The 25202-nt window shown below is 70.3% G+C and carries 19 protein-coding genes; 11 read left to right on the top strand and 8 right to left on the bottom strand.

From position 1 onward, the window contains the following. Positions 1 to 76 precede the first annotated feature (76 nt). Both ACQ3HE_RS02010 and trxA read left to right on the top strand, forming a co-directional pair. Positions 77 to 943 carry a DUF2510 domain-containing protein gene (locus ACQ3HE_RS02010; RefSeq protein ID WP_430891073.1) on the top strand — a complete coding sequence of 289 codons (867 nt, stop codon included), beginning with the start codon at positions 77 to 79 and terminating at the stop codon, positions 941 to 943. A gap of 95 nt (positions 944 to 1038) precedes the next feature. Beyond that, positions 1039 to 1416 carry a thioredoxin gene (gene trxA / locus ACQ3HE_RS02005; RefSeq protein WP_056006082.1) on the top strand — a complete coding sequence of 126 codons (378 nt, stop codon included), beginning with the start codon at positions 1039 to 1041 and terminating at the stop codon, positions 1414 to 1416. A gap of 20 nt (positions 1417 to 1436) precedes the next feature. Here trxA and ACQ3HE_RS02000 read toward each other — a convergent pair whose 3' ends face one another. The 5 genes from ACQ3HE_RS02000 to ACQ3HE_RS01980 are packed head-to-tail and all read right to left on the bottom strand — an operon-like array spanning position 1437 to position 9956. Beyond that, positions 1437 to 3827, bottom strand: a complete 2391-nt coding sequence (locus tag ACQ3HE_RS02000; RefSeq protein WP_430891071.1) for a glycosyl hydrolase family 95 catalytic domain-containing protein — start codon at positions 3825 to 3827, stop codon at positions 1437 to 1439. Further along, positions 3827 to 5125, bottom strand: coding sequence for a glycoside hydrolase family 27 protein (locus tag ACQ3HE_RS01995; RefSeq protein WP_430891069.1), 1299 nt, complete (start codon positions 5123 to 5125; stop codon positions 3827 to 3829). The genes ACQ3HE_RS02000 and ACQ3HE_RS01995 overlap by 1 nt, the downstream gene beginning before the upstream one ends. Further along, positions 5122 to 6657, bottom strand: a complete 1536-nt coding sequence (locus ACQ3HE_RS01990) for an alpha-N-arabinofuranosidase (RefSeq protein WP_430891067.1) — start codon at positions 6655 to 6657, stop codon at positions 5122 to 5124. Before ACQ3HE_RS01990 ends, ACQ3HE_RS01995 begins: the two co-directional genes overlap by 4 nt. 37 nt (positions 6658 to 6694) lie before the next feature. After that, positions 6695 to 8905, bottom strand: a complete 2211-nt coding sequence (locus tag ACQ3HE_RS01985; RefSeq protein WP_430891065.1) for an alpha-galactosidase — start codon at positions 8903 to 8905, stop codon at positions 6695 to 6697. A 52-nt stretch (positions 8906 to 8957) separates the two neighbouring features. Beyond that, the gene (locus ACQ3HE_RS01980) at positions 8958 to 9956 is read right to left on the bottom strand and encodes a LacI family DNA-binding transcriptional regulator (RefSeq protein ID WP_430891063.1); all 999 of its coding nucleotides are present in this window, start codon (positions 9954 to 9956) and stop codon (positions 8958 to 8960) included. 258 nt (positions 9957 to 10214) lie between these two features. On the opposite strand from ACQ3HE_RS01980, the gene ACQ3HE_RS01975 reads away from it, so the two are divergent. The 7 genes from ACQ3HE_RS01975 to ACQ3HE_RS01945 all read left to right on the top strand — a co-directional run bounded on the left by ACQ3HE_RS01975 (position 10215) and on the right by ACQ3HE_RS01945 (position 19810). Next, positions 10215 to 11474, top strand: coding sequence for an ABC transporter substrate-binding protein (locus ACQ3HE_RS01975; RefSeq protein WP_167374535.1), 1260 nt, complete (start codon positions 10215 to 10217; stop codon positions 11472 to 11474). An 82-nt stretch (positions 11475 to 11556) separates the two neighbouring features. Next, a complete protein-coding gene (locus ACQ3HE_RS01970; RefSeq protein ID WP_079705845.1) occupies positions 11557 to 12516 on the top strand; it encodes a carbohydrate ABC transporter permease in 960 nt (319 codons plus the stop codon). Further along, positions 12516 to 13409 (top strand): carbohydrate ABC transporter permease, encoded by an 894-nt coding sequence (locus ACQ3HE_RS01965; RefSeq protein ID WP_162852288.1) that lies wholly within the window; start codon positions 12516 to 12518, stop codon positions 13407 to 13409. Before ACQ3HE_RS01970 ends, ACQ3HE_RS01965 begins: the two co-directional genes overlap by 1 nt. Then, positions 13406 to 15766, top strand: coding sequence for a beta-glucosidase family protein (locus ACQ3HE_RS01960; RefSeq protein ID WP_430891061.1), 2361 nt, complete (start codon positions 13406 to 13408; stop codon positions 15764 to 15766). The genes ACQ3HE_RS01965 and ACQ3HE_RS01960 overlap by 4 nt, the downstream gene beginning before the upstream one ends. Before the next feature lie 2 nt (positions 15767 to 15768). Next, on the top strand, positions 15769 to 18021 hold the full coding sequence (locus ACQ3HE_RS01955; protein WP_430891059.1) for a beta-L-arabinofuranosidase domain-containing protein: 2253 nt from the start codon (positions 15769 to 15771) through the stop codon (positions 18019 to 18021). A 49-nt stretch (positions 18022 to 18070) separates the two neighbouring features. Further along, positions 18071 to 19081, top strand: coding sequence for a LacI family DNA-binding transcriptional regulator (locus tag ACQ3HE_RS01950; RefSeq protein WP_161578521.1), 1011 nt, complete (start codon positions 18071 to 18073; stop codon positions 19079 to 19081). Between the two features lie 30 nt (positions 19082 to 19111). Then, positions 19112 to 19810 carry a cyclodeaminase/cyclohydrolase family protein gene (locus tag ACQ3HE_RS01945; protein ID WP_430891057.1) on the top strand — a complete coding sequence of 233 codons (699 nt, stop codon included), beginning with the start codon at positions 19112 to 19114 and terminating at the stop codon, positions 19808 to 19810. A 7-nt stretch (positions 19811 to 19817) separates the two neighbouring features. Here ACQ3HE_RS01945 and ACQ3HE_RS01940 read toward each other — a convergent pair whose 3' ends face one another. Continuing rightward, entirely contained in the window at positions 19818 to 20825 is a 1008-nt protein-coding gene (locus ACQ3HE_RS01940; RefSeq protein ID WP_430891055.1) for a diacylglycerol/lipid kinase family protein, read from the bottom strand. 79 nt (positions 20826 to 20904) lie between these two features. Here ACQ3HE_RS01940 and arfB point away from each other — a divergent pair, with 79 nt between their 5' ends. Together arfB and ACQ3HE_RS01930 are read left to right on the top strand one after the other, a co-directional pair. Continuing rightward, positions 20905 to 21327 carry an alternative ribosome rescue aminoacyl-tRNA hydrolase ArfB gene (gene arfB / locus ACQ3HE_RS01935; protein ID WP_086473357.1) on the top strand — a complete coding sequence of 141 codons (423 nt, stop codon included), beginning with the start codon at positions 20905 to 20907 and terminating at the stop codon, positions 21325 to 21327. 111 nt (positions 21328 to 21438) lie between these two features. Further along, the gene (locus ACQ3HE_RS01930; RefSeq protein ID WP_430891053.1) at positions 21439 to 22425 is read left to right on the top strand and encodes an NAD-dependent epimerase/dehydratase family protein; all 987 of its coding nucleotides are present in this window, start codon (positions 21439 to 21441) and stop codon (positions 22423 to 22425) included. 12 nt (positions 22426 to 22437) lie between these two features. Here the strand turns inward: ACQ3HE_RS01930 and ACQ3HE_RS01925 are convergent, their stop codons facing one another. After that, positions 22438 to 23769: an LLM class flavin-dependent oxidoreductase gene (locus ACQ3HE_RS01925; protein WP_430891051.1), complete on the bottom strand. Its 1332-nt coding sequence runs from the start codon at positions 23767 to 23769 to the stop codon at positions 22438 to 22440. Next, complete coding sequence (locus ACQ3HE_RS01920) at positions 23766 to 25121, bottom strand: O-acetylhomoserine aminocarboxypropyltransferase/cysteine synthase family protein (RefSeq protein ID WP_430891049.1); 1356 nt, start codon at positions 25119 to 25121, stop codon at positions 23766 to 23768. The genes ACQ3HE_RS01925 and ACQ3HE_RS01920 overlap by 4 nt, the downstream gene beginning before the upstream one ends. Between the last annotated feature and the right edge of the window lie 81 nt (positions 25122 to 25202).

Raw genomic sequence — 25202 nt, 5'->3', positions numbered from 1 at the left:
CGCGATGACTCGCAGACGGGACACTGGGGGCGCTGCATGGGCGTCATGAGCGTGATCTTCGGGGGAAGGAGCAGCGATGACCGCTGCACCGGGATGGTACGAGGCGGGGACGCCGGGCAAGCTGCGCTGGTGGGATGGAACGCAGTGGACTGCTCAGGAGGCCGACGCCGCGCCACGGGTGAAGCAGCAGGCGCCGACTCCCATGGTGTCGCCGTCGCAGCTGCCGTCCGGACCGCAGCTGGGCTGGTATCCGACGGGGTCGGATCAGCTCCGATGGTGGGACGGCTCGCACTGGACGGGGCTCAGGGTCAAGAACGGGAAGCCCGGGACCGATTGGGCGACCACCGAGCAGCCGAGCTTGGCCTGGGTGTTCGGCTCGGTCTTCCTCGTGTTGGCGATCGCGCAGTTCAGCCTCGGCGCGCTGTCCAGCCACCTGTCGTTCAACGGATTCCCGATGCTGCTCCTGACGCTGCTCTGGTTCGGTATCGCCGCCCAGACGACGGCCGTGCGGCGGATCCCGCAGCCGGTCGGCGCCCCGGTGGTCGTCGACGTGGTCCGTCCATTGCCGGGTGAGCAGGACGGTCCCGGTGCCGGTTGGTACTCCGTGTCGCCGCGGGCGACGAGGTGGTGGACCGGCTCACGCTGGGCCCAGTACGTCGGAACCCAGTACGGCATCCGGCCGACGTTCCATGGAGCGCGCGCGTTCCGCACCTATCTCGTCATGTCCTGGGTCGTCCTCGGGATCGGTGTGCTCGCCTTGGCCGTCGGCGTGGTCATCCTCGTCAACAGCAGCGGCGACGGCTACGGCTTCCTCGGAGGGGTCATCGGCGGCATCGTCGTCGGTGGCGGCGTCCTGTTCGCGGTCCTCGGCGGGGTGCTCCTGATCATGTCGCGGATACAGCGCCGGCTCCTGCTCCTCCCGGAGCAGCCGCCCGGGCACTGACCGCGGCGCGGCACAAGGGGAGGACGGCCCGTCGTCCGCGGGTAGGCTCGTCAGTCGGATGCGAAGCGTCCGACCACCGATCCGAAGGGCACACGATGACCACGCAGGAACTGACCATCTCGAACTTCGAGGACACCGTGTCGGCCGAAGGCATCGTCCTGGTCGACTTCTGGGCCGAGTGGTGCGGCCCGTGCAAGGCTTTCGGCCCCGTCTTCGAGCAGTCGAGCGAGCAGCACCAGGACGTCGTGTTCACCAAGGTCGACACTGAGGCGAACCAGGAACTCGCGAGCGGGATGCAGATCACGTCGATCCCCACGCTCATGGCGTTCCGCGACGGCGTGCTCGTCTTCTCGCAGGCCGGCGCCCTCCCCGCGCCGGCACTCGAGGACCTCATCTCGCAGGTGCGCGGTCTCGACATGTCCGAGGTGCACGCCGCCATCGCAGCGGCGAAGGCCGAGGCACAGGCCGAGTAGCCGACGTCCGGAGGAGGCGGTCAGTCCTCCGGATCGCCGGGCGGACGCGCGAACTCAAGCCGGTGGACACCGGGGTCGTCGAGCCTGATCCGCCGCCGCCCGGCTGGCGCGCCGTCCTCCAACCGGGTCGGCAGTGCGCCGCCAGGGCCCGCGATGGCGATCATCGAGCCGTCATCCGGCAGCTCGACGAGCAGGCCGCCGGCCGTGAGACGCAGGGTCGCCGCGACGGGGCGATGACGGCTCCACTCGACATCCACGATGTGTCCACCCCGGACCCGGAACCCCCGGAAGCTGCCGGCCGACCACTCGGCCGGGAGGGTCGGCAGCAGCGACAGGACACCGCCGTGCCCCTGGACGAGCAGCTCGACGACACCGGCCGTCCCACCCAGGTTGCCGTCGACCTGGAACACGTCGTCGAGGTCGCCCATCGGGTGCAGGTCGAGCAGCGAGGCCGATGACAGCGGACCGAGCAGCGTGTCGAGCGCCTCGGACGCGAGCCCCGGATCACGGAGTCGTGCGGCCAGGCAGAGGACCCAGGCCATGCTCCACCCGGTTCCGCCACCGCCGTTCGCGAGTCTCCGTCGCAGTGCGCGTCGGGCTGCTTCGAATTGCTCGGGCGTGCCCGATTCGGTGATCCGCGTCCCCGGATACAGGCCGTACAGGTGGGAGAGGTGCCGGTGGCCGGGCTCGGTCGGCTCCCGCTCCTCGGCCCACTCCAGGAGTGTTCCGTCGCGGCCGACCTGCGGCAGTCGGAGGGTGGCCACGGTGTCGCGTGCTCGAGCCAGGAGCCCGACGTCCGCGATGCCGTCGCCGACCAGCTCCGCGAGGGCGAGGTACTCGCGGAGGCACTCGTGCGCCAGCTCCTGGTCCATCGCCGCGCCGGCCGTCACCGCCGCCGTGTGCTCCGCGTCGACCACGAACCGGTTCTCCGGTGAGGTCGACGGACTCACGACCAGCGATCCGGCGGCATCCGTGACGACCATTCGCAGGACGAACGAGACCACCGGCTCGACGGTCTGCAGGACGGCGACGTGCTCGGCGTGATCAGCGCCACCGTCGTCCAGACGGCGGTGGAGGTGCGCGACGAGCCAGGGGAGCGCGCTCGGCCAGTTCGCCCAGTGCGCGTCGAGCGGTACAGCGTCCGTGTGCCTCCAGAGGTCGCTGTTGTGGTGGGCAGCCGCCCCGTCGAGGCCGTAGGACTCGACGGCGGTGCGCTGCCCGGCGTCCACCAGTTCGCCGGTGAACCGTATGAGTGGCTCGACCAGGTCACCCAGGCCGGTGCTCTCCGCCGGCCAGTAGTTCATCTGGAGGTTGATGTTGGTGGTGAAGTTCGCGCTCCAGGGTGGCCTGACCTGATCGTTCCAGACCCCCTGGAGGTTCGCCGGTTCGGTCCCCGGTCGGGAGCTGCCGATGAGGAGCGCCCGTCCGAGGTCGAAGTACCGCTCCGCGAGGTCGGCCGACGCGGACGCCGATGCCGAGAGGTCCAGATCGACGCGGTCGAAGAGCGACCGATGGTCGGCGACGTGCCGATGGAGCAACGCTTCGCCGGATCGCTGCAACGCACGCGAGACCGTCGCCTGGGCGTGCTCCAGCAGCGTCGACGGGTCACCCAGCGGCCGATCTAGCCACCCGCGGTGTCCGGATCGTGCACCGGCGACGACGCGGAACCCGCCCGCGATCGCCTGCACCGCGATCGTCAGCGCCCAGGCCATGCCTGCGTCGACGAGACCGTCGGCATCCGGGACGTCGGTCGGGTACCGGATGGCCTCGTCATCGTCACCGCCGAGATACGAGGGTCGCACGCTCGCCGGCGCACGGCCGGTCGCCGACCACCACCGGGTGTCGCCGACCGTGTGCTCCTCCGTCGTCGACGGGTGCGGCGTCGCGAACCCGACCCTCGGTTCACGGACACCGTCACCCAGCAGCTCGACGACCAGCACGTCGTCCACCGCCGACACGAACGCGTGGAGTGCGACCGCCTCGCCACCGCTCGTGGACGTCGTCTCGACGACGCCGCGCGCGAGATCGGAGGTCCGTGTCGATCGCGAACCGATGTCGGGCGACGCGTAGTCGATCGTGAGGCGGCCGAGCGGCTGGAAGGACTCGGTGAACGTGCTCCCGCGGAGTGCAGCCGCGCGGGAATCGGCCGCCACGGAATCGCCGTCGGCGATCGCCCGGCGAACGGACGCCAACGTGCCGGGACGCGGGCGGAGTGCCAGCCCACCGCCGGGGCGTCGCGGACCTCCCGACCACAACGTGTCCAGGGAGAGGTCCATGCCCTCCCGTCCGGGCACGCCGTCGAGCGCCGCGCCCAACGTCCCGTTGCCGATGAGGAACCGATCGACGAACCGGGTGGCCGGTCCGTCGAGCTCGATTCGATGACGCTCGACGCGCTGCTGTCGGTCATCCATCAGCGGTCGAGCCGGAGCAGCACGGCACCGTGCGCGGGCAGGGACGTGTCGACGGCGCCGTCGACGACCGGCAACGGCCGACCACTCCACAGCTCGGTGACGGACGATCGATCGGCGCAACCGAGATCGGCCAGGTGCACCCGCAGCCCGGTGTCCGCATCACCGAGCCAGAACACCGCGCGCCACCGGATCTCGCCGAGCTCAGCCGCCCAGACGACGAGGTCGCCGTCGCGGATGATCTCCCGGCTCCCGTCGCTGCCGAGCAGTGCGAGCACGTCCGGGTTGGTCAGGAGCGCGAGCGTGTGCGCCGGGGTGTCCGGGAGGTGGCCGCCGAAGAAGAGCGGCGACCGGCCGATGCACCAGAGGGTCATGAGCGTCCGTTGTTCGTCCAGGGTGAGGCGACTCAGCCGGTCCGAACCGACGTGGGCCCGGATGCCGATCCGCCCGAGCGGGAGCATGTCGGCATCGGCCCACGCCCCCGGACGCTGGAGGGGCGCCCAGCGGGCCAGGCGCTGGAACTGTTCGAGCACCGCCGACCAGTCGTCCCAGAGGTCGTCGGAGATCCGCCACAGCTGCGCCGTCGATCGAAGGGTGTCGAGGTGCTCGGTCGAGAGTTGCTTCCCCGGGGACAGGCTGAGCACCATCGGTCGACCGGTCGCGTCGATCGCCCGCGAGATGGCCTCGATCTCGGCGGTCTGGATCGGTGGGTAGAGCACGTCGTCGAGCTTGATGAAGTCGACACCCCAGTCCGCGAGCTGTGCCATGACCGAGTCGTAGTAGGCCTGGGCGCCCGGGGCGGTCAGGTCGACGCCGACGTTGTCGGGGTTCCACGGGCAGACGTTGGACGGATCGGCGATCTCCCCACAGCGGGCGGTCGAACCGAGGATCGGCAGCTCGAGATCGACGGCCAGACGCGGCACGCCGCGCATGAGGTGCACCCCGAAGCGGAGCCCGAGCGCGTGCACGCGGTCGGCGAGCGCGTGGAAGCCGCCCGACGCCGCAGACGGGAACCGGTTCGGCGCGGGTTGCGGTCGGCCCCAGTCGTCGAGCGTCGGCTGGGAGACGCGCTCGTAGTCGCCGACGCCGGGCGCCGGTTCGTACCACTGGATGTCGACGACCACCGTGTCCCAGCCGACGGGCAGCAGGTGCTCGGCCAGGAACGCGGCGTTGGCAAGTACCTCGGCCTCCGTGACGGACCCTCCGAAGCAGTCCCAGCTGTTCCAGCCCATCGGCGGGCGGTCCGCCCGCGCCCGACGTGCTGCACGCACCTCGGTGACCGCGATCTCCACCTCGCTCATGGCGCGCCGACCTGAGCCGTGATCGTTGCGAACGAGTGCGGTGGGAGCGTGACGCGAAGACCCGTCGGTGTGACGTCGAGACCCGTGAGCGGTCGCGGTGACACGGCGTCGGTCTCACCGGGACGGTTGTGGGCGTCGGGCCGCGCAGCGGTGAGCAGCCGGCCGTGCGGCTCGACCACGGACCCGCCACGGACGTCGACCTCGATGACGAGTGGCGCGTCGAGGTCGACGTTCGTCAGCGAGCAATGGAGGACGCCGTCCTTGACGCTCGCCGAGGCGGAGACGGTCGGGATGCCACCCGAGTGTGCGGCGTCGGCGTCGCGGACCGGCCCGACCACGTGCGTCGGGAGGGACGTGGCGTCCTGGTGCGGGCTGTTCATCTCGAAGACGTGGAAGGTGGGCGTCCGGACCATCTCGCCGCCGTCGGGATCGGTCAGGAGCATCGCCTGCAGGACGTTGACCGTCTGCGCGATGTTGGCCATGCGCAGCCGGCCCGCGAAGCGGTGGAACACGTCGAAGTGCCAGGCGGCCACCATGGCGTCGCGGATGGTGTTCTGCTGGAACAGATGCCCGGGGTGCGTGCCCGGCTCGACGTCCCACCAGGTGCCCCACTCGTCGAGCACCATGCCGAACCGTTCCTCCGGGTCGTACACGTCCATGACGGCGGCGTGCGACGACAGCAGCTGCTCGACGCCCTGTGCTGCGGTGATCGTGCTCCAGTACTCCGCGGCGTCGAACCCGGTCGCGCTGCCCTTCGCCTTCCAGCTGCCGCCGATCGTGTAGTAGTGCACCGAGACGGCTTCCCAGGGGGTCGCCGAGAACGGGTGGGTGGCCACGTCGGCGACGACCTCCATCAGCGTCTTGGTCCAGGCCACGTCGAACCCGTCGGCGCCGGCGGCGACCCGGTAGAGCGGGACCTTCCCGCCGCTCTCGCAGAAGGTACCGAACTGGCGTGCCAGGTCCGCGTACGCGCCGGCGCGCAGGTTGCCACCGCACCCCCAGGGCTCGTTTCCCAAGCCCCAGAACGGGACGTCCCAGGGCTCCTCCCTGCCGTTCGCCCGACGCAACTCGGCCATCGGGGTCTCCCCGGCACCGGTCAGGTACTCGATCCAGTCGGCCATCTCCTGCACCGTGCCCGAACCGAGGTTGCCCGAGACGTAGGCGTCGGCACCGAGGAGCTCGCACAGTTCCATGAACTCGTGGGTGCCGAACGCGTTGGTCTCGCTCGTCCCGCCCCATTGCGTGTTGACGAGCTTCGGGCGGTCCTCACGAGGTCCGATGCCGCTCGTCCAGTGATAGCGGTCCGCGAAGCAGCCGCCCGGCCAGCGGAGGTTCGGGATGCGCAGTTCGCGGAGCGCCTCCACGACGTCGAGCCGGATGCCGCCGACGTTCGGCACGGGCGAGTCCTCGCCCACCCAGAAGCCGTCGTAGATCCCGCGCCCGAGGTGTTCCGCGAAGTGGCCGTAGACGTGTCGGCTGATCGTGGGTCCTGGCCGGTCGAGGTCGACGGTGACGGTCGCAGTGGAGTCCATGGGTGATGTGGTCCTGTTCTGTGCAGCGGGTCGTGGGTCAGACGGCGGTCACGAGGATCGTGATCGCGCGGTCGGGCTGGAAGGTGGGGAGGTCGAGGCCGATCACGGCCAGCTGGCCACCGCTCAGCACGGGCGCCGCCGCGAGCGTGGCCGGGTCGGCGTCGAGTGGCGCCGCATCCCGGAGCCCCTGGGGGATCACCCAGCGCGGGCCGAGGGAGTCGTCCTGCGCGACGGCGAGGCGGTAGTGACCGTCCGGGCGGAGTCCGGGAAAGCGGACCCGACGACGGGAGTCGGCCGACCGCGGCGGAGTCACCAGGGTGTACAGCGCGGTGGTACCGTCCTCCGCGACGACCCCGCGCAGGGTCGGAGCGTCGTCGTCCCACTCGCCGTCGCCGACGACGCGGCCGGTGGCGATGAGTCCGCGATGACGCGTGAACACGGTGATCCATCTGGCGAGGGTCGTCCGACCCGCATCGTCGAGCTCGCGCAGATCCCACTCCACGCCGAAATGCCCGAGGAGGGCGACCGCGCACCGGGTGTGGAGCGTGTGCGTGCGTCCGGTCGTGGCCGATCTGGCCGAGGCCACGTGCGACCCGAGCATCTCGGGCGGGACGAGGAGCCCCGTCCACCGGAGCATCCGGGCCCGCTCGATCGGGTCGTGGTTGTCGGAGGTGTGGACGCGATCGGACCGCTCGAGGACACCGAGGTCGACGCGGCCTCCGCCAGACGCGCAGCTCTCGATCTCGAGGTGCGGGTGCCGCGATCGGAGCTCGTCGAGCAGCCGGTAGAGGGCTTCGGTCTGGTCGTGCACGGCTGCCCGCCCGGTCGACGGATGCCCGGCATCGACGAGGTCGCGGTTGTGGTCCCATTTCAGGTACGCGATCCCGAGCTCGCCGACCAGTGTGTCGATGGCCTGCAGGATGTGGTCGAAGGCCGCCGGATTGCCGAGATCGAGCACCTGCTGGTGCCGGACGGGCGACGGGAGCTCGTCCCTCGCCCGCAGGATCCAGTCCGGGTGCTCGCGTGCGAGGTCGGAGTCCTCGTTGATCATCTCGGGTTCGAACCACAGCCCGAACTCCATGCCGAGCGATCGCACCCGGTCGGCGAGCGGCGCGAGACCGTCCGGCCAACGCTCGGGGTCCGGTGTCCAGTCGCCGAGGCCGCGGGTGTCGTCGTGACGTCCGCGGAACCATCCGTCGTCGAGCACGTAGCGCTCGACGCCGATGGCCGCGGCCCGGGTCGCCAACTCGGAGAGGACGTCGAGGTCGTGATCGAACAGGACCGCCTCCCAGACGTTCAGGGTGACGGGGCGCGGACGCCGAGCCGCCCGCGAGGTCGAGCGCAGCCAACGGTGGTACCGCGACGAGGCGACATCGAGGCCGACGCCGTAGGCCCCGTACACCCATGGAGTCCGGTGGTCCTCGCCAGGGCCGAGTCGGACCTCGCCGGGCAGGAGCAGCTCGCCGCCACGGAACGCGAGGTGTCCGTCGGTGCGTTCGACGCCGATCGTGTGGTTGCCGCTCCAACCGACGTGGCACAGCCAGACGTCACCGGTCCGGCTGTCGAACCCCGGTGTTCCGATCGCGGTGACCCCGGTGGCGTCGAGACCGGGGCGACCGTGCCGCGACTCGCGGAGGTGTGTCCCGGTCGTGACCGGAAGCCGCTGCGGCAGCTTCTCGTTGCCCCACCGACCGGCGAAGTCGAGGATCTCCCGAGCCGAGGTCGGGATCGGGAGGGCCGGCACGACACCCTCGATCTCCAGGAGGTCGTCGCCCCGGTTCGTGACCGTCACGCGCGTGCGCAGCAGGCCACTCGGTGTCAGTTCGATCGCCACGAGGAGAGCGATGCCGGTCTGGTCGTCGACCGCGGTCACCTCGACCAGCGCGGCGCCGCACTGCCGCACCTCGCCGGCCGGGAGGGCCGCTCTGTCGACCTCGACCGAGGCCACGTCGAAGCGCGAGGACCAGGCCGTCCCGGCGCGATGCGCCCGGAGGCCGGGGAGACCCGACCAGCCCGACGCCTGCTCGGGCAACAGGCTCGGCTCGTACGGCGCGTCCGATCCGTCGACGAGGTCGCCGCGCACGGTGGCTGTGGCCGCGGCAAGCCACTCGAGGTCGTCGGCATCGACGGCGGCACCCCAGTGCGCGATCGTCGGGAGGCGGGTCCCGTGCTGGACGAGGACGACGGAGACGCCGTCGCACTGCAGATGGACGACGCGGTGTTCGAGCGTCGCTGAGAGGTCGGACATGATTCCTCCGAAGCGGTCGGTGAGGCGGGTATGACGGCCGGTGGGCCGAAGGTCAGGCTGAGTCCCGGACGACGAGCGTGGTGTCGAGCCAGCGCGGAGCGGTCGTCCGGCCGGCGATGAGCTCCATGACGAGTTCCGCGGCGACCCTGCCCATCTGTTCCAACGGCTGACGGACCGAGGTCAGCGGTGGCTCCGCGGTTGCCGCGACGACCGTGTCGTCGAATCCGACGAGCGCGATGTCGTCCGGGACCGTCCGGCCACTGGCCTCGAGGACGCGCATCGCGCCGACCGCCATGAGGTCGGAGCCCGCGAAGACGGCGTCGAGGTCCGGGTACCGGGAGAGCAACCGTGCCATGGCCGACGACCCGCTCGGCATGGTGAAGTCGCCTCGGGCGACCGCACGGGTGTCGAGGCCGCGTTCGGTGAGGACGTCCCGCCAGCCTCGGACACGGTCGCTGGACGCGGCCATGTCGGCGGGGCCCGAGATGACGCCGATCCGCGTGCGGCCGAGCGCGATCAGGTGTTCCGCCGCGAGACGACCGCCGGCGTAGTTGTCGGAGTCGACGAAGGTGACGTCCTCCGTGTGCTCACCCATCGGGCGGCCGACGAAGACGATCGGGAGGTCCACCGAGGCGAGCGCCTGGGTGATGGTGCTGATCTCGTGCTGCAGGATCACCACCGCCCCGTCCACGTAGTGCGCCGCCAGGTAGGCGACGAGCGCGTCGAGTTGGCGCGGGTCGGCGAGGAAGAGCGCGGGCTGCTGGGCTGCCGACAGGAGCGCGGCGGTGGCGCCCTTGAGCGGTGCCGCGACGAACGATCCGGAGAACGGTTCGAGCTCGCCCGCCGCGATGACGATCGCGACCGCGCCCGTCCTGCCTCCGGCGAGCGACCGGGCTGCGACATTCGTGCGGTAGGCCAGTCTCACGGCCGCTTCGCGCACCGCGACGACCATCGAGGCGTCGACCGTCGAGGCACCGGCGAGGACCCGCGACGCGGTCGCTCGGGAGACGCCGGCCTCTCGGGCGACGTCGACCAGGGTCGGTTTGCGCATCCTCGCTCCTTTGCGATCGTCCACCTGCCGGTGGTCTGGCAACGAGCATCGCAGAATCCGAGAGAGCGGTCTCCGAGTTGCGCAATATTGCCCTGGTGCCCCGGAACCCCGCTGCCTATGGTGATCACCACGCCCGAACGGTCCGGATGCTCCCCGATCCAGTCGACATCGGCGCGAGCCGGAGAGCGATCTCCGGCCGGTGACCGCAACGTAGCGCGACACCGCGGAACACGATCCCGCATAGGAGGGGGATTTCCAGTGAAATTCCGTCTTGCAGCAGCAGCAACCGTCGCCGTCATGGTCGGCGCCCTGGTCACCGGTTGTTCCGGGTCCGGTGGCGGCGATGACAAGACCTTCCAGTTCTGGTCCTTCACGGGCATCAACCAGAAGGCCGATGTCGAGAAGTACAAGGAAGCGCACCCCGACATCACCGTCAAGCTCACCGAGGTCGGCAGCACGCAGGAGACCGCCCAGGCGCTCACCGCAGCGCTGGCCGGCGGTAAGGTCCCCGACCTGGTGCTCATCCAGGGGGACGACATGCCCAACTTCGTCGCGAACCCCGACAACTTCGTCGACCTGAGCACGATGGGCGCCGACGACATCTCCGGGGACTACCTGCCGTGGGTCTGGGACCAGGCGGTGGCTCAGAACGACGCCGTCATCGGGGTGCCGACCGACGTGGGCGGGATGTCGATGGCGTACCGCGCCGACCTCTTCGAGGCCGCCGGCCTGCCGTCGGAACCGGACGCGGTCGCCGCGCTCTGGCCCACCTGGGACGACTTCATCTCCGTCGGCCAGCAGTACGTCGCCGCCACCGGGAAGCCGTTCCTCGACAACGCCGGCACCTCGGTCTTCTTCCAGACCGTGAACCAGGTCGACGAGAAGTACTACACGCCCGAGGGTGAGCTCGTGTACGACACGAATCCGCAGGTGAAGGAGGCGTTCGACATCTCGATCAAGGCGATCGAGGCCGGTATCACCGCGAACGTCCCCGCCTTCTCCACCGGCTGGAGCACGGGCAAGACCAACGGCGCCTTCGCCGCGATGGCAGCTCCCTCCTGGATGCTGAAGAGCATCAAGACGGACGCTCCCGACACCTCGGGCCAGTGGCGCGTGACGACGGTCCCCAAGGTCGCCGGCAACTGGGGTGGCAGCTACCTCGCCATCCCGAAGCGCGCGGCGAACCCGGAGGCGGCGTGGGCCTACATCAAGGAGATGCAGTCGCCCGAGTCGCAGCTGCAGAACTTCACCGACACCGGCGCCCTGCCCAGCACGGTCTCCGCGTACGAGTCCACGGCGATCGCCGACTACACCGACCCGTTCTTCGGCGACTCGAAGATCGGTGCCGTGCTCGGCAAGTCCCTGCAGGAGTTCAAGCCGTTCTTCAACGGTCCGGAGACGGCGACGATCGGTTCGGCGATGATCAACACCGTGACGGACGTCGAAGCCGGCAACACCCCACCGGACAAGGCCTGGGACGTCGCGATGAAGGCCGTGAAGGACGCCCTCGGCGGCTGACCCGACGACCCCGTCCACCCGTCCGCTCCGACCCGGGGCGTTCCGGCCGAGCAGCACGCCGGAACGCCCCTGAAGGATCATCGTGACCACGCACATCGCCCCACCTCGGCTGCTGCCGAAACAGTCGCCACCCGGTATCGGGACGCGGATCCGCAACACCCTGCCGGAACGCTTCGCCCCCTACGTCTACATCGCCCCGTTCTTCCTGATCTTCGCCGTCTTCGGCCTGATCCCGCTCCTGTTCACCTTCGTGGTGTCCCTCTTCGACTGGAACCCGATCGGTCAGCAGACCTTCATCGGCTTCGACAACTTCACCAGGCTCGCGGCCGACCCACGGTTCTGGAACGCGATGCTCAACACCTTCGCGATCTTCATCATCTCCACGGTGCCGCAGCTGGTCATCGCCCTGGGCCTCGCCCATCTGCTGAACCACGTCCGCCTGCGCTTCGCCACCGGGTTCCGGATGGCGATGCTCGTGCCGTACATCACCTCGGTCGCCGCGACCACGATCGTGTTCGCCCAGCTGTTCGACCGTGACTACGGGCTCTTCAACTACCTCATCAGCTTCTTCGGCGGTGACCACGTCGACTTCCTCAACGACAAGGTCGGCTCGTGGTTCCTCGTCGCGCTCATGGTCGTCTGGCGGTGGACGGGCTACACGACGCTGCTCTACCTGGCGGCATTGCAGGCGATCCCTCGCGACGTGTACGAGGCGGCCGCCGTCGACGGCGCCGGCGGCTGGAAGCAGTTCGTCTACATCACCATCCCGTCGTTGCGTCCCATCATCGTGTTCACCATCGTCACCTCGACGATCGGTGGGCTCCAGGTGTTCACCGAACCACTGCTGGTGAACCCGGCCACCGGCCTCACCTGCGGTGCGGCACGACAGTGCCAGACGCTCACGCTGTTCCTCTACGAGCAGGGCTTCGGCCAGTTCGAGTTCGGATACGGCTCGGCGATCGGCGTCGCGCTGTTCGTGATCGTCGTCCTCGTCGCCCTGCTGAACTTCTTCCTGTCCACCCGCACCCGAGGAGGACGCTGATGTCCGAGACGCTCAACTCCACCCAGCTGATGGCGAGCGCGACCTCCGCCGGCCGGAAACGGAACGGCGGCCGGATCGGCCGCATCCCCTGGTACACCTACGTCCTCCTCGTGTGCGCCGTCATCGTGAGCATGTTCCCGCTGTACTTCATGTTCGTCGTCGCGACCACGGACTCGGCGACGGCGACCACCCTGCCACCGCGGCTGTACCCGGGCGACAACCTGTTCCACCTCGTGGGGCTCGTGCTCGAGACCGTGCCGTTCATCCAATCGATGATCAACAGCCTCATCGTCGCGCTGTCGATCGGCGTCGGATCGGCCCTGCTCTGCGCCCTGGCCGGATTCGCCTTCGCGAAACTGGAGTTCCGCGGCCGCAACGCGCTGTTCATCCTCGTGGTCCTCACCATGACCGTGCCGACGCAGCTGAGCGTGATCCCGCAGTACTTGATCATCTCCGCGCTCGACTGGGTGGACACTTTGCAGGCACTCATCGTCCCCGGCCTCGCGAGCGCGTTCGGCATCTTCTGGATGCGTCAGCACATCTCGAGTTCCGTGAGCGACGAGCTGCTCCAGGCGGCGAGGCTCGACGGTGCCAACACCTGGCAGATCTTCTGGCGGATCGTCTTCCCGGTCATCCGACCGGCGGCGTTCGTCCTGGGACTGCTCGGCTTCGTCGGATCCTGGAACGACTTCCTCTGGCCGTTCATCGTCCTGAAGTCGCCCGAGATGTACACGGTCCAGATCGCGATCAAGGCCCTGCAGTCGCAGCGGTCGATCGACCTCGGCCTGGCGATGGCCGGGTCCTTCCTGGCCACCATCCCGCTGCTCATCGCGTTCATCTTCGTCGGCAAGCGCATGGTGACCGGGATCATGGACGGAGCGTTCAAGGGATGACCCTGCAACACGACGGCGTCACGCCGACCACGTCGGGCAGCGTCTGCGGCGTCTGGAACGACCGACGGGCGTCACCCGACGAGCGGGCGCGAGCACTCCTCGGTGAGATGACTCTCGAGGAGAAGGTCGGGCAGCTCGGTTCGGTCTGGTTCACCGACGCGGCGGGCGACTTCGCGCCGAGCGTGGACGGCTCCGACGACCCGGCTGCGCCGGCATCGGCGTCCACCGGCGACTTCACCGGTGGCCTCGGGCAGTTGACGCGCATCTTCGGGACCGAACCGGTGACGGTGGCCGAGGGCGTCGATCGCCTGCGGGAACGGCAACGACAGGTCGTGGCCGGCAACCGGTTCGGTATCCCCGCGATCGCGCACGAGGAGTGTCTGACGGGGTTCGCCGCGTACGGTGCGACCGCCTTCCCGACGCCGCTCGCCTGGGCCGCCTCGTTCGACGAGGAGCTCGTGGAGCGGATGGCGGAGGCGATCGGAGACGACCTCCGCTCGGTCGGGGTCCATCAGGGACTCGCGCCGGTCCTCGACGTCGTGCGCGACTACCGCTGGGGTCGGGTCGAGGAGACGCTGGGGGAGGACCCCTACCTCGTGGGTCAGCTCGGCGCCGCGTACGTGCGTGGTCTCGAGCGGTCCGGGGTGGTGGCGACGCTCAAGCACTTCGCCGGCTATGCCGCGTCCCGAGGCGCGAAGAACCACGCCCCGGTGAGCATGGGGCGCCGCGAGCTCGCCGATATCGTGCTTCCGCCGTTCGAGACGGCGATCCGGCTCGGGGGAGCGCGAAGCGTGATGAACGCCTACACCGATCTCGACGGCGTCCCCGCGGGCGCCAGTGTCGAGTTGCTCACCGGTATCCTGCGCGACGACTGGGGTTTCGACGGCACCGTCGTCGCCGACTACTGGGCGATCCCGTTCCTCGCGACGATGCACCACGTCGCGAGCGAGGCGACGGAAGCCGGCGCGCTCGCCCTCACCGCCGGGATCGACGTCGAGCTCCCGGAGACCGCCGGCTACGGCGCCGGTCTCGTCGGGCTGGTCCAGGACGGGGCGCTCGACGAGCGGCTCGTCGACCGGGCCGTGCTCCGGCACCTGCGGCAGAAGATCGAGCTCGGCCTGCTCGACGGGGGTCCGCTCGTGCCGGAGCACGCCTCATCGACCGATCTCGACGGCCCCCGAAACCGCGCCATCGCGACGCGTCTGGCCGAGGAGTCGGTCGTCCTCCTCCGGAACCGCGCCGTCCTCCCGCTCCAGACCACCGCGCGCGTCGCCGTGATCGGGCCGGCGGCCGACCAGTTCCGCAGTCTCGTGGGCTGCTACGCGTTCCCCAACCACGTGCTGTCGAAGCACCCCGGGCACGATCTCGGCATCACCATCCCGACGATCCTGGACGCGGTGCGTACCGAGTTCCCGGCGGCGGACATCGTCGTCGAACCGGGATGCAGCATCACCGAGACCGGTCGGGAGGACGTTCCGGCCGCCGTCGAGGCCGCCCGTTCAGCCGACGTCGTCGTGCTGGCCGTGGGCGACATCGCGGGCCTGTTCGGCGATGGTACTTCGGGAGAAGGCTGTGACGCCGAGGACCTGCGCCTCCCCGGGGGCCAGCACGACCTCGTGCTCGCCGTCCTCGCGACCGGGACGCCCGTCGTCCTGACCGTGCTGTCCGGGCGACCCTATGCGCTGGGGGACTACGACCGGGCCGACGCACTGGTCCAGGCGTTCTTCCCCGGGCAGGAGGGCGCGGCGGCCGTCGCGGGGCTGCTGTCCGGCCGCGTGCAGCCGAGCGGACGGCTCCCGGTGCAGATCCCTCGTTCACCGGCCATGCCGGGCACCTACCTGCAGCCGCCGCTCGGTCTGGCGTCCCGCGGGATCAGCGTGCTCGACCCCACGCCGCTCTTCCCGTTCGGTCACGGCCTCACCGCCGGGGACGTCCGCTACCGATCGCTCACGAGTACAGCGGAGCTCGCCGTCGACGGTGAGGTCCTCGTCGACGTCACCGTCGAGAACATGGGCGTCGAGGACGCCGTCGAGGTGATCCAGCTCTACGGTACGGATCCGGTCGCCTCCGTCGTGCGTCCCTCGGTCGAACTGCTCGCATTCGCACGCCTCACGGTCGCTGCCGGGACGTCGGCCACGGTGCGGTTCTCGGTGTCGGCCGACCGCTTGTCCTTCACCGGAGTCGACGGCCGTCGGGTGGTCGAACCGGGGACGTACGTCCTGTCCGCCGGTCCGTCGGCACTCGAGCGTCCGCTCACCCACACGATCGAGGTGACCGGTAGCAGGCGGGAGCTGGTCGGGCCGCGCGAGCTCCGCGTGGACTGGCGGCGTGTCGACGCGGTCGCGAGGAAGGCCTGACCATGCCGTTCGTCCCGATCTCCCAGGTCGCGCTCACCGGTGGGCCCCTGTTCCAGGCCCAGGAGGCCGACCGCGCCTACCTGCGAGCCCTCGAGCCCGATCGCCTGCTCGCCCCGTTCCTCCGTGAGGCGGGCCTGGAACCCCGGGCGGCGTCCTACGACGACTGGGAGGTGCGCGGACTCGACGGCCACACCGCCGGGCACTACCTCTCGGCCTGCTCCCTGATGGTCGCCTCCACGGGAGACGACGTCCTGCGCTCCCGACTGGAGTACACGGTCGCCGAACTGGCCCGCGCACAGGATCATCTGGGGACCGGATACGTCGGTGGTGTCCCTCGGAGTGCCGAACTCTGGGCCGAGGTCGCAGCGGGGATCACCGAGTCGACCTTCCGCGCCGGCCGCTGGGTGCCCTGGTACAACCTGCACAAGCTGTACGCCGGTCTCATCGATGCTGCCCGCCTGACCGGGAGTCAGGTGGCGCGCGATGTCGTCCTGCGCCTCGCCACGTGGTGGGAGGAGCTCGCCGCAGGGATCGACGACGAGCACTTCCAGCTCATGCTCGAGACCGAGATCGGCGGAATGAACGAGGCGTACGTCGACCTCTTCGACCTCACGGGCGACCCCCGCCATCTCGCGATGGCCGCCCGCTTCACGTCGACCGCCCTCAGCGAACCGCTGTCGCGCCGGTCAGATGAACTGACCGGCCTGCACGCCAACACCCGCATCCCGCAGTTCGTCGGCTTCGCCGCGCTCGCCGCGCGGAATGGTGATGCAGCCCTCTCCGGTGCGGCGCGGTTCGCCTGGGAGACGATCCTGACGCGGCGCACGGTCGCGATCGGAGGCAACAGTGTCCGGGAGCACTTCCACGCCGTCGACGACTTCACCCCGATGACCGAGGACCGGGAGGGGCCGGAGACCTGCAACAGCTACAACCTGATCAAACTCGGCCGACGGCTCAGCGCCGACGGGTCCGATCCGGCGATCGCCGACGCGCTCGAACGGATCCTCTTCAACCACCTCCTGTCATCGCAGCACCCCGAGCACGGCGGCCTCGTCTACTTCACCTCGATGCGACCCGACCACTACCGCGTCTACTCCTCGCCGGAGCACAGCTTCTGGTGCTGCGTCGGGACCGGCCTGGAGAGCCACGCGAAACACGGTGAGTCGCTGTACCGGTTCGACGACGACACGCTCTCGGTCGAGCTCTTCGCGCCCTCCGTCGTGCGGATCCCGGAACTCGGTCTCGAGCTGGAGCAACGCACGGCCTTCCCCGCCGACGGCGTGGTCGGACTCACCCTCGGGCTCACCGGCCCGCGGCGGTTCCGGCTCCGCGTCCGAGTCCCCGGGTGGAGTGTTCCGACACCCGAGGTGTTCGTCAACGGCGCTCCGGTGACCGCCGAAGTCGAACGCGGCCACCTCGTCGTGGATCGCGAGTGGAGCGACGGCGACACCGTGTCGTTCGAGCTCCCCATGGGCGGTCGTGCGGAACCATACCCGGACGGCTCGGACTGGACCTCGCTCCTCTGGGGTCCGTCCGTCCTGGCCGCCCGTGGCGAGTCGCTGCCGACCGACGTGGTGCTGGCCGGCCGCGCCCACGCCCCGCATACCGCCGTCGGCCCGCTCACCCCGCTCGCCTCGGCACCGATCGTCCCGCGGTCGGCTGTGCCCTACCGGGACGCCGACGGGCGACTCCGGATCGACTCCGACCGAGGACCGATCCCGTTGGAACCGTTCGCAGGTCTGCACGACGCGCGGTACACCGTCACGTTCCCCGTGGCGTCGACGGCGGGCGAGGACGCCGTCGCTCGGCGCCGCACCGCCTTGGCCGAACGGGACCGACGCGCCGCGAGCATCGATGGACGGACGGTCGACCGGGTCGCTCTGGGTGAGCAGCAGCCGGAGGCGGATCACGGGTTCGAGGGGGTGGCCAGCGCCAGCGGCGCGGTGGATGGTGTCCGCTGGCGGAGCACGGCCGTGCGTCTGTCCGTGACGCTCGTCGACCCGCATCTCCTCGGCCGGGTCGTCAGAGTGACCTGGCTGCACGACCCGGCGGGCCATGGTTTCACCCTGGAGATCGACGGCACGCCGGTCGCTCCGCAGGAGGGCGGACGAGACGACGACCTGGAGTGGGCGGAGTACCCGCTGACGCCCACCAGCGCCGGGTGGGGTGTCCGGCGGTTCGCGCTCGTCGCGCAGCCGGATCGCGAGACCCCGCGATGCACCGAGCTCCGAGTGCTGACCGCTGAGGGCGCCTGACCACCGGGGCGGGCACGCGCAGCACCCCGGGATGCGGGACGATGGAGTCATGACGACGACGCCGGAGCGGGACGATCTCAGCGTGACGCTCGCGGACGTCGCCGCGAAGTCGGGGTGCTCGGTCTCGCTCGTCTCCCGGGTGCTCGCCGGGAAGCGCCATGCGTCCCCGGACACCCGGGACCGCATCCTCGCTGCAGCGCACGACCTCGGCTACGACCGGGCCGCGCAACGTCGCGGTCGACCTCGCTCGGTCCCACGCCTGCTCGATCTGGCGATGAGTCAGTGGGACGACCCCTGGGCGAACACGGTCGTGACGAGCGTGCGGCGTGCGGCCGCTGCGGCGAACTACGACCTGGTGCTCACGCCGGAGAGCGAGTCGATGGTCGACGACTGGCCCAGTCGGGCACGTGCGCGGGGATCTGCCGGTGTCGTCGTGTGCCTCATCCGTCCCAACGTCTCCCAGCTCGACATCCTCGCCTCGGCCAACATCCCCGTCGCGCTCCTCGATCCGCGTGCGGAGCCGGCGCGGAGTCTGCCGAGCGTCGGGTCCACCGACTGGCAGGGCGGCTTCGACGCGGGTCGGCATCTCGCCCGGCGGGGGACGCGTCGGTTCCTCATCATCACCGGCCGACCGAAGTACCGGTTCGGCCGTGCGAGGGAGGCCGGTTTCCGAGCGGCGGTCGAACGGCACGCCGACGGGGCGACGGTCGAGGAGATCTCGTCGCCCTGGTCCTCGGAGAGTGCGTTCGTCTCCGTGCGCAAGCTGCTCAGGCAGGGCGGGCTCCCGATCGGCGTCTTCAGCTGCAACGACGAGATGGCCTACGGCGTCTACCGCGCCGCTGAAGAGCTCCAGCTCCGCATCCCCGACGACATCCGGGTCGTCGGCTTCGACGATCTCCCGCAGTCCAGGTTGATGCCGCCGCCGATGACGACCGTGCGACAGCCGATGCGCGCGATGGCCGCGCGTGCGGTCCAGCTCGTCCTCGAGGCGGAGCCCGGGACGGACCCGGGGGACCGCGCGGAGTTCCCGACCGAACTCATCGTCCGCGCCTCGAGCTGACGCGGACGCGGACGCGGGAGAATGGTCGCCATGACGGGATCAGCGGACACCGACGAGGTGTCGACGGAGCACTCGAGCGTGTCGACGTGGATGCAGGCGCTCGGCACGGCGACCGGGAACCCCGGCGGCGGGGCCGCATCCGGACTCATGCTGGCGATCGCCGCCGGCCTCACCGCGATGGTCGCCGGCTACACCCGAGCCACGCATGCCACCGAGGACGCGAGCGGGCGGGACTCGGCCGAGGCGACGATCGCCGCACTCCGCGCTCGCGCTGAGGCACGCTCCGAGCTGGCGCTGCGTCTGGCCGACGAGGACGCCCACGCCTCGCGAGCGTTCGGCAGTGCCTTCCGTCTACCGGCCGGCGTCGGACGCGACGAGGCGATCCGTGCTGCGTCCATCGAAGCGGCCGCGGCCTCGGCACGCCTGGGCGAGCATGCCGTCGACGCGATCGACGATCTCGCCTGGCTCACCGAGCACGGCAACCCGGCGTTGATCGCCGACGTGGCGGTGGCGATTGGCGCACTCCGCGCCGCGATCACGGGAGCTCGGACCAACGTCAGCTTCGATCTCGGTTCCGTCCGCAGCGCACACGGCTCCCTCGAGGAGGTCCGCGCCGATGAGCCGCGCCTGTGGGAACTGGTCCCCGTGTTCGACCGAGCTCTCGAGCGGATCGACCGGCTCGCGGCGTCGATCGACCACGAGGCCGCTCCCACCGACGCGGCGCCGTAGCCGGTGGTCAGCGCCCGCCGGGGCGCGCAGCCGGGCCGCTCGGAACCCGGACGATCAGGGCGTGGTGCAGGTTCCTCAGCGAGACCGAGATCACCGAACCGTGCGAGTCGCCGTCCAGTTGGATCTCCTGCGGCTCCTCGAGTCGGAGGTGCATCGTCCGCGCCTGTGCGTAGCTGATCGCGCGTGCCTTCGGCGAGAATCGACCGACCAGCCGGCCGAACCGCGTGCGGTGCAGCATCCGGTTGAACGTCAGGCGGTAGCCGATGTTCCCCCAACCCGGACCCTTGCCAGGGCGCAGCATGACGGCATCGAGCAGGCCGTCGTCCACGACGGCCTCGGGGAGCAGCAGGACACCACCGGTGAGCGTGCCGGAGTTGCCGACGATGATCGTGTGCGCTCGGGCGGCCGCCTCCGGGCGGTCGTCGAGTCGATAGTGCAGGTCGAACTGCCGGTTGCCGATGATGCTCCGCGCGATCGGATCGGAGTAGGCGAGCCAGCCGATCCGTCGTTTCAGTCGTTCGTTGGTGTGGCCGGCCATGTGCGCATCGAGGCCGATGCCGGCCATGACGAGGAAGACCTCGTCCCGGTTCGTGCCGTCGCTGCGCCCGAGACTGACCTGACCGACGTCGACCACCTGGTCACGCCCTGAGCAGGCGATGTCGACCGACCGTTTGAAGTCGCCCAACGGCAGGCCGAGCGCCCGGGCGAAGAGGTTCCCCGTTCCGGCCGGGACCAGCCCGAGGGGGATGCCGGTGGAGGCGATCGCCTCGGCGGCGACCCGCAGCGTCCCGTCGCCTCCCGCGACCAGGATGACCGAGGGTGCCGAGGCGATCGCGGCCGCGGACGCACCCCGGCCGTCGTCCTTGGCGCTCGTCTCGTGCCAGGTGGACGGTGCCAGTCCGTGCGTCGATTCAGCGGCTGCGACGACCGAGCGGAGGACCTTGATGTCGACCTTGGAGGGATTGACGACGACGGCTGCGCGTCGACGTCCGCGTTCGGCTGGTGCATCGTTCACAGCGTCAAGGATAGGAGGCACCGGCTCGGAACCAGCGGTGGACGCGAGCCGTGCCGCGGGTTCGTGAGACGCTTGCCCCATGGACCTCGAGGTGTCGCCCGGACTGACGATCCCAGCAGCCGAGCTGCAGTGGCGTTTCTCCCGGTCGTCCGGCCCGGGCGGACAGCACGTCAACACCTCCGACAGCCGTGTCCAATTGACGTGGAGTGTGGCCGAGTCGGCCGTCCTCACCGACGAGCAGCGCGATCGACTGCTCGAGCGGCTCGGCGCTCGACTGGTCGGCGGCGCCATCACCGTGACCGTCTCCCGCGAGCGATCGCAGCTCCGGAACCGCGAACTCGCACTCGAAGCGCTCGCGACACGCATCAGGTCGGCACTCGCGCCACCGGCGCCGACGCGCCGACCCACGCGTCCGACCCGCGGATCGGCGCGACGCCACCTCGCAGCGAAACAGCAGCGGAGCGCCACCAAACAGCAACGGCGACGTCCCTCCGACGACTAGCGGGTCACACCGTCGCCTCCCGCAAGGGCGTGCGTCGGACGGTCCGGTCCATTAGCGTTCCCGGGGAGCGCACCCGTCGACGCCGTCGTCGTGCGCGAACGGAGGAGCACCATGCGCATCGTCGTCATCGGCGGGACCGGCCACATCGGCACCTTCCTCGTCCCGCGACTCGTCCGGGCCGGCCACGAGGTCGTGAGTGTGAGCCGCGGCGATCGTTCGCCGTACACGGACGCGCCCGAGTGGGACCGGGTCGAGCGGATCCGAGCCGATCGGGAAGCCGAGGACCGGGACGGTGTCTTCGCGCGACGCATCGCGGACCTCGGCCCGGACGTCGTCATCGATCTGGTCTGCTTCACGGTCGCCTCGGCGACGGCGCTCGTCGAGGGACTGCGCGGCAACACGGGTCAGCTGCTCCACTGCGGATCGATCTGGCGCTACGGTCCCAGCGCGTCCGTCCCCATCGTCGAGGGCTCCGGGACGGCGCCGTTCGGCGACTACGGCGTCCAGAAGGACCAGATCGCCCGGCTGCTCCAGCAGGAGACCGCCGACGGAGGACTGGTGACGACCTCCCTGCATCCCGGACACATCGTCGGACCGGGGTGGGCGCCCATCAACCCGCTGGGCAACCTCGACCTCGGGGTCTGGCGGACCCTCGCACTCGGTTCACCGCTGCGCATCCCCGGGCTCGGTGCCGAGCTGCTGCACCACGTGCACGCCGACGACGTCGCGCAGGGGTTCGAGCTCGCCGTCGCGAACCGGGATCGTGTCGCCGGCGAGGACCTCAACGTGACGTCAGCCGCCGCGGTGACCGTCCGTGGCTACGCCGACGTCGTCGCCGGCTGGTTCGGACGCTCGGCCGAGCTCGAGTCGGTGACCTGGGAGCAGTTCCGAGCCGAGACACCGACGGAGCACGCCGACACCACCTGGGAGCACCTGGTGCGGAGCCACTGCGCGTCGATCGACAAGGCACGGTCGCTGCTCGGATACGAGCCCGCCTACACCTCGACGGAGGCGGTCCTCGAGTCCGTCCGTTCGCTCGTCGCCCGCGGGGAGTTGGACCTGCCCGAACCACGAGCAGCCCTGAACACGAGCCGCTGACGACGCGATCCTTCAGGGGGCCTGCAACGAGCTCCGGAGTCCGTGCGGTGCGTCGACCTTCGGACGCTGAAGGATCCCGCGGCGTCGGAGGATCGGCACGAGTTCGTCGAGCATGCGGTGCACCGTCACCGGGTGGAGGTCGCCGGAGAAGATGAACCCGTCGTTGTCCGCCTCACTGCCGGCGCGTTCGATGTGGTCGGCCACCTCAGCCGCCGTGCCGACGACACCGCTGCCGTCGGTGATCCGCCCGAGACGTGCCTTGGGCACGAGCAGCTCCCGGAGCGTCGCCGCCGCGAAGGACTCGTGCTGGCCGCGCAACGCGTCGAGGCTGCCGCGCGACACGTGGTCGCCGAAGACGGCCGGGTCCACCGGTCGGTCGAGGTCGAGCGCGGTGAGGTCCGTCTCCAAGTCGCTCGACCACGCGAGTGCGACAGAGCGCAGCGTCTCATCGTCCGGCTGTTCCGAGGCCGCGACGAGTCGATCGGCCTCGGCGCTGCTCGACACGATGACGGGCTTGAACACGAACAGGATCGCGGGAGGGGTGTCCCGACCGACGGCAGCCGACGCGTCGAGGACCCGCCTCCGGTACGCACGGAGGCTCGCGATGTCGAGCGGTGCGAGGGCGAGCTGGACGTCCGACTGTCGTCCGGTGAAGGCGAGCCCTCGCGGCGAGGAGCCCGGCGACGCGATGACGGGCTCCCCACCGGAGTCCTCGTCGAAGGGGAGGGCGTTGAGCGGCCCGTCGAAGTCGTAGTGTGCGCCGCGATGCTCGACGCTGTCGAGGTAGCGGCCGTCGGCGAAGCGTCCGGAGGCGGTGTCGCCCACGTACGCGCCGGGTCGCCAGCTCCGCCAGAGCGCGCGCACGCCGTCCAGCCACTCCTCCGCCCGCTCGTAGGCGACGTCGTGCGGCACGACCGGCTCGCCGAAGTGACGGCTGCTGCCGACGTCGGTCACCACGTTCACCCCGAACCGTCCGCGGCTGAGGTGCTGCAGGGTCGCGAACTGCCGTGCCGCCTGGTACGGCGGCAGTTGCAACGGGTTCACGGTCGGGATGATGCCGATGCGCTCCGTCACCGCGAAGAGGAACGGGGCGAGGCTCAGTGGGTCGTGCTTCGGTCCGCCGTAGGCGCCGCGGATGCGGAGGTCGAGCGTCTCGGGATTCCCCAGCGAGAGGGCGTCCTCGATGATCAGGAGGTCCAGACCCGCCTGCTCGAGCTCGCGCACGGCCTGCTGGTAGAGCGCGGGCTCCTGCCAGCGGTAGTCCCAGTCGAGGTACGGATGCCCCCAACCGTGCGGACCGAACCCACGTGACAGGAACCAGCCGAAGCGTTGCCGGGCGCTCACGCGGCGACCGCCTCGTCCGACGTGACGCTCGCGCCGGTGCTCGTCAACGGTTCCCGGACCGGGAGCGCGTCGAACGCCGAGGCGAGATCCGCGATGAGGTCGGCGACGTCTTCGATGCCGACGGAGATCCGCACGAGTCCTTGGCCGATGCCGCTCGCCGCGAGCTGCTCGGCCGAACGCTGGGCGTGCGTGGTCGAGGCCGGGTGGAGGATCAGCGACCGGACGTCGCCGAGGTTCGTCATCCGCGTGAACAGGCCGACGTGGTCGATGACCGTCCGCGCTGCGTCCCGTCCGCCGTCCAGGGTGAACGAGAACACCGATCCCTGTCCATCCGGCAGATACCGGTCCGCCAGGCCCCGGAACGGACTGTCGCTGAGCCCTGAATAGTCGACCGAGGCCACTTCCGTCCGTCCCGCCAGCCACGTCGCGAGGGCGAGGGCGTTCTCGCTCTGCCGTTGGACGCGGAGTGACAGCGTCTCGATGCCCTGCGCGATGAGGAACGCGTTGAACGGCGACGGCGTCGGGCCGAGACGCAGCGCGACCGATGCCCGTGCGTAGGCGGCGAGAGCGGCACGCCCGTCCGCCTCGACGTGGCTGAGCCCGCCGAGCGCGGCGAGCGGCGAGGTGAGGTGTCGGTAGCGGTCTGCGCGAGCGGCCCAGTCGAACGTGCCGCCGTCGACGACGACCCCGCCCAGCACGGTGCCGTGGCCCGCCAGGAACTTGCTGGCCGAATGGACGACGATGTCGGCGCCGTGCTCGATGGGACGCAGGAGGTAGGGCGTGGCGAAGGTGTTGTCGACGACGAGCGGGACCCCGTGCGCATGGGCCACGTCGGCGACGAGACGGAGATCCGTGAGGTCGTTGCGGGGGTTCGGAATGGACTCGACGAAGATCGCGCGTGTCTCGGGTCGGATGGCACGCGCCCAGGCGTCGGCGTCGAGCGGATCGGCGACCTCGCTCGTGGTGATCCCCAGCCGGCCGAAGTTCTCCGTGAAGAGGCTGCGCGAGCCCTCGTACAGGCTCGGCGCGGTGAGCAGGTGGTCGCCGGCCTCGAGCAGGGAGAGCAGGGCGACGCCGACGGCCGCCTGTCCGGAGCCGAGGAGCAGCGCGTCCACACCACCCTCCAGTGCGGCGAGACGGCGCTCGACGGCGTCGATCGTCGGATTGCCGACTCGGCTGTAGCTGTATCCACCAGGGTCCGGTCCGAACCGCCGCTCCGCCTCGTCGAAGTCCGTGAACACGAACCCGGCACTCGCGTAGATCGGCAGCGCCCGGGGTTGGAGCGGCGCGTCGGGTGCACCACCGGCGTGCAGCTGTCGGGTGCTGAAGCCCCCTCGGTTCCGCTCGTGCATCGCCTCGTCCTCTCCGTCAGCTCGGCCGTCGTCGACGCCCCGGCGTCGGTGACAGGCACTCTACGGTCGGGACCGGGGCGG

The organism is Plantibacter auratus (assembly GCF_050587365.1).
Lineage (GTDB): Bacteria > Actinomycetota > Actinomycetes > Actinomycetales > Microbacteriaceae > Plantibacter > Plantibacter auratus.
Note: the sequence above shows the minus strand (reverse complement) of the source record. Positions and strands in the feature narration are given on the sequence as shown.

Excerpts from the sequence above, each read along its gene's own strand:
- ACQ3HE_RS02010 (WP_430891073.1), top strand. The coding sequence starts at position 77 with ATGACCGCTGCACCGGGATGGTACGAGGCGGGGACGCCGGGCAAGCTG.
- trxA (WP_056006082.1), top strand. The coding sequence starts at position 1,039 with ATGACCACGCAGGAACTGACCATCTCGAACTTCGAGGACACCGTGTCG.
- ACQ3HE_RS02000 (WP_430891071.1), bottom strand. The coding sequence starts at position 3,827 with ATGGATGACCGACAGCAGCGCGTCGAGCGTCATCGAATCGAGCTCGAC.
- ACQ3HE_RS01995 (WP_430891069.1), bottom strand. The coding sequence starts at position 5,125 with ATGAGCGAGGTGGAGATCGCGGTCACCGAGGTGCGTGCAGCACGTCGG.
- ACQ3HE_RS01990 (WP_430891067.1), bottom strand. The coding sequence starts at position 6,657 with ATGGACTCCACTGCGACCGTCACCGTCGACCTCGACCGGCCAGGACCC.
- ACQ3HE_RS01985 (WP_430891065.1), bottom strand. The coding sequence starts at position 8,905 with ATGTCCGACCTCTCAGCGACGCTCGAACACCGCGTCGTCCATCTGCAG.
- ACQ3HE_RS01980 (WP_430891063.1), bottom strand. The coding sequence starts at position 9,956 with ATGCGCAAACCGACCCTGGTCGACGTCGCCCGAGAGGCCGGCGTCTCC.
- ACQ3HE_RS01965 (WP_162852288.1), top strand. The coding sequence starts at position 12,516 with ATGTCCGAGACGCTCAACTCCACCCAGCTGATGGCGAGCGCGACCTCC.
- ACQ3HE_RS01960 (WP_430891061.1), top strand. The coding sequence starts at position 13,406 with ATGACCCTGCAACACGACGGCGTCACGCCGACCACGTCGGGCAGCGTC.
- ACQ3HE_RS01955 (WP_430891059.1), top strand. The coding sequence starts at position 15,769 with ATGCCGTTCGTCCCGATCTCCCAGGTCGCGCTCACCGGTGGGCCCCTG.
- ACQ3HE_RS01950 (WP_161578521.1), top strand. The coding sequence starts at position 18,071 with ATGACGACGACGCCGGAGCGGGACGATCTCAGCGTGACGCTCGCGGAC.
- ACQ3HE_RS01945 (WP_430891057.1), top strand. The coding sequence starts at position 19,112 with ATGACGGGATCAGCGGACACCGACGAGGTGTCGACGGAGCACTCGAGC.
- arfB (WP_086473357.1), top strand. The coding sequence starts at position 20,905 with ATGGACCTCGAGGTGTCGCCCGGACTGACGATCCCAGCAGCCGAGCTG.
- ACQ3HE_RS01930 (WP_430891053.1), top strand. The coding sequence starts at position 21,439 with ATGCGCATCGTCGTCATCGGCGGGACCGGCCACATCGGCACCTTCCTC.
- ACQ3HE_RS01920 (WP_430891049.1), bottom strand. The coding sequence starts at position 25,121 with ATGCACGAGCGGAACCGAGGGGGCTTCAGCACCCGACAGCTGCACGCC.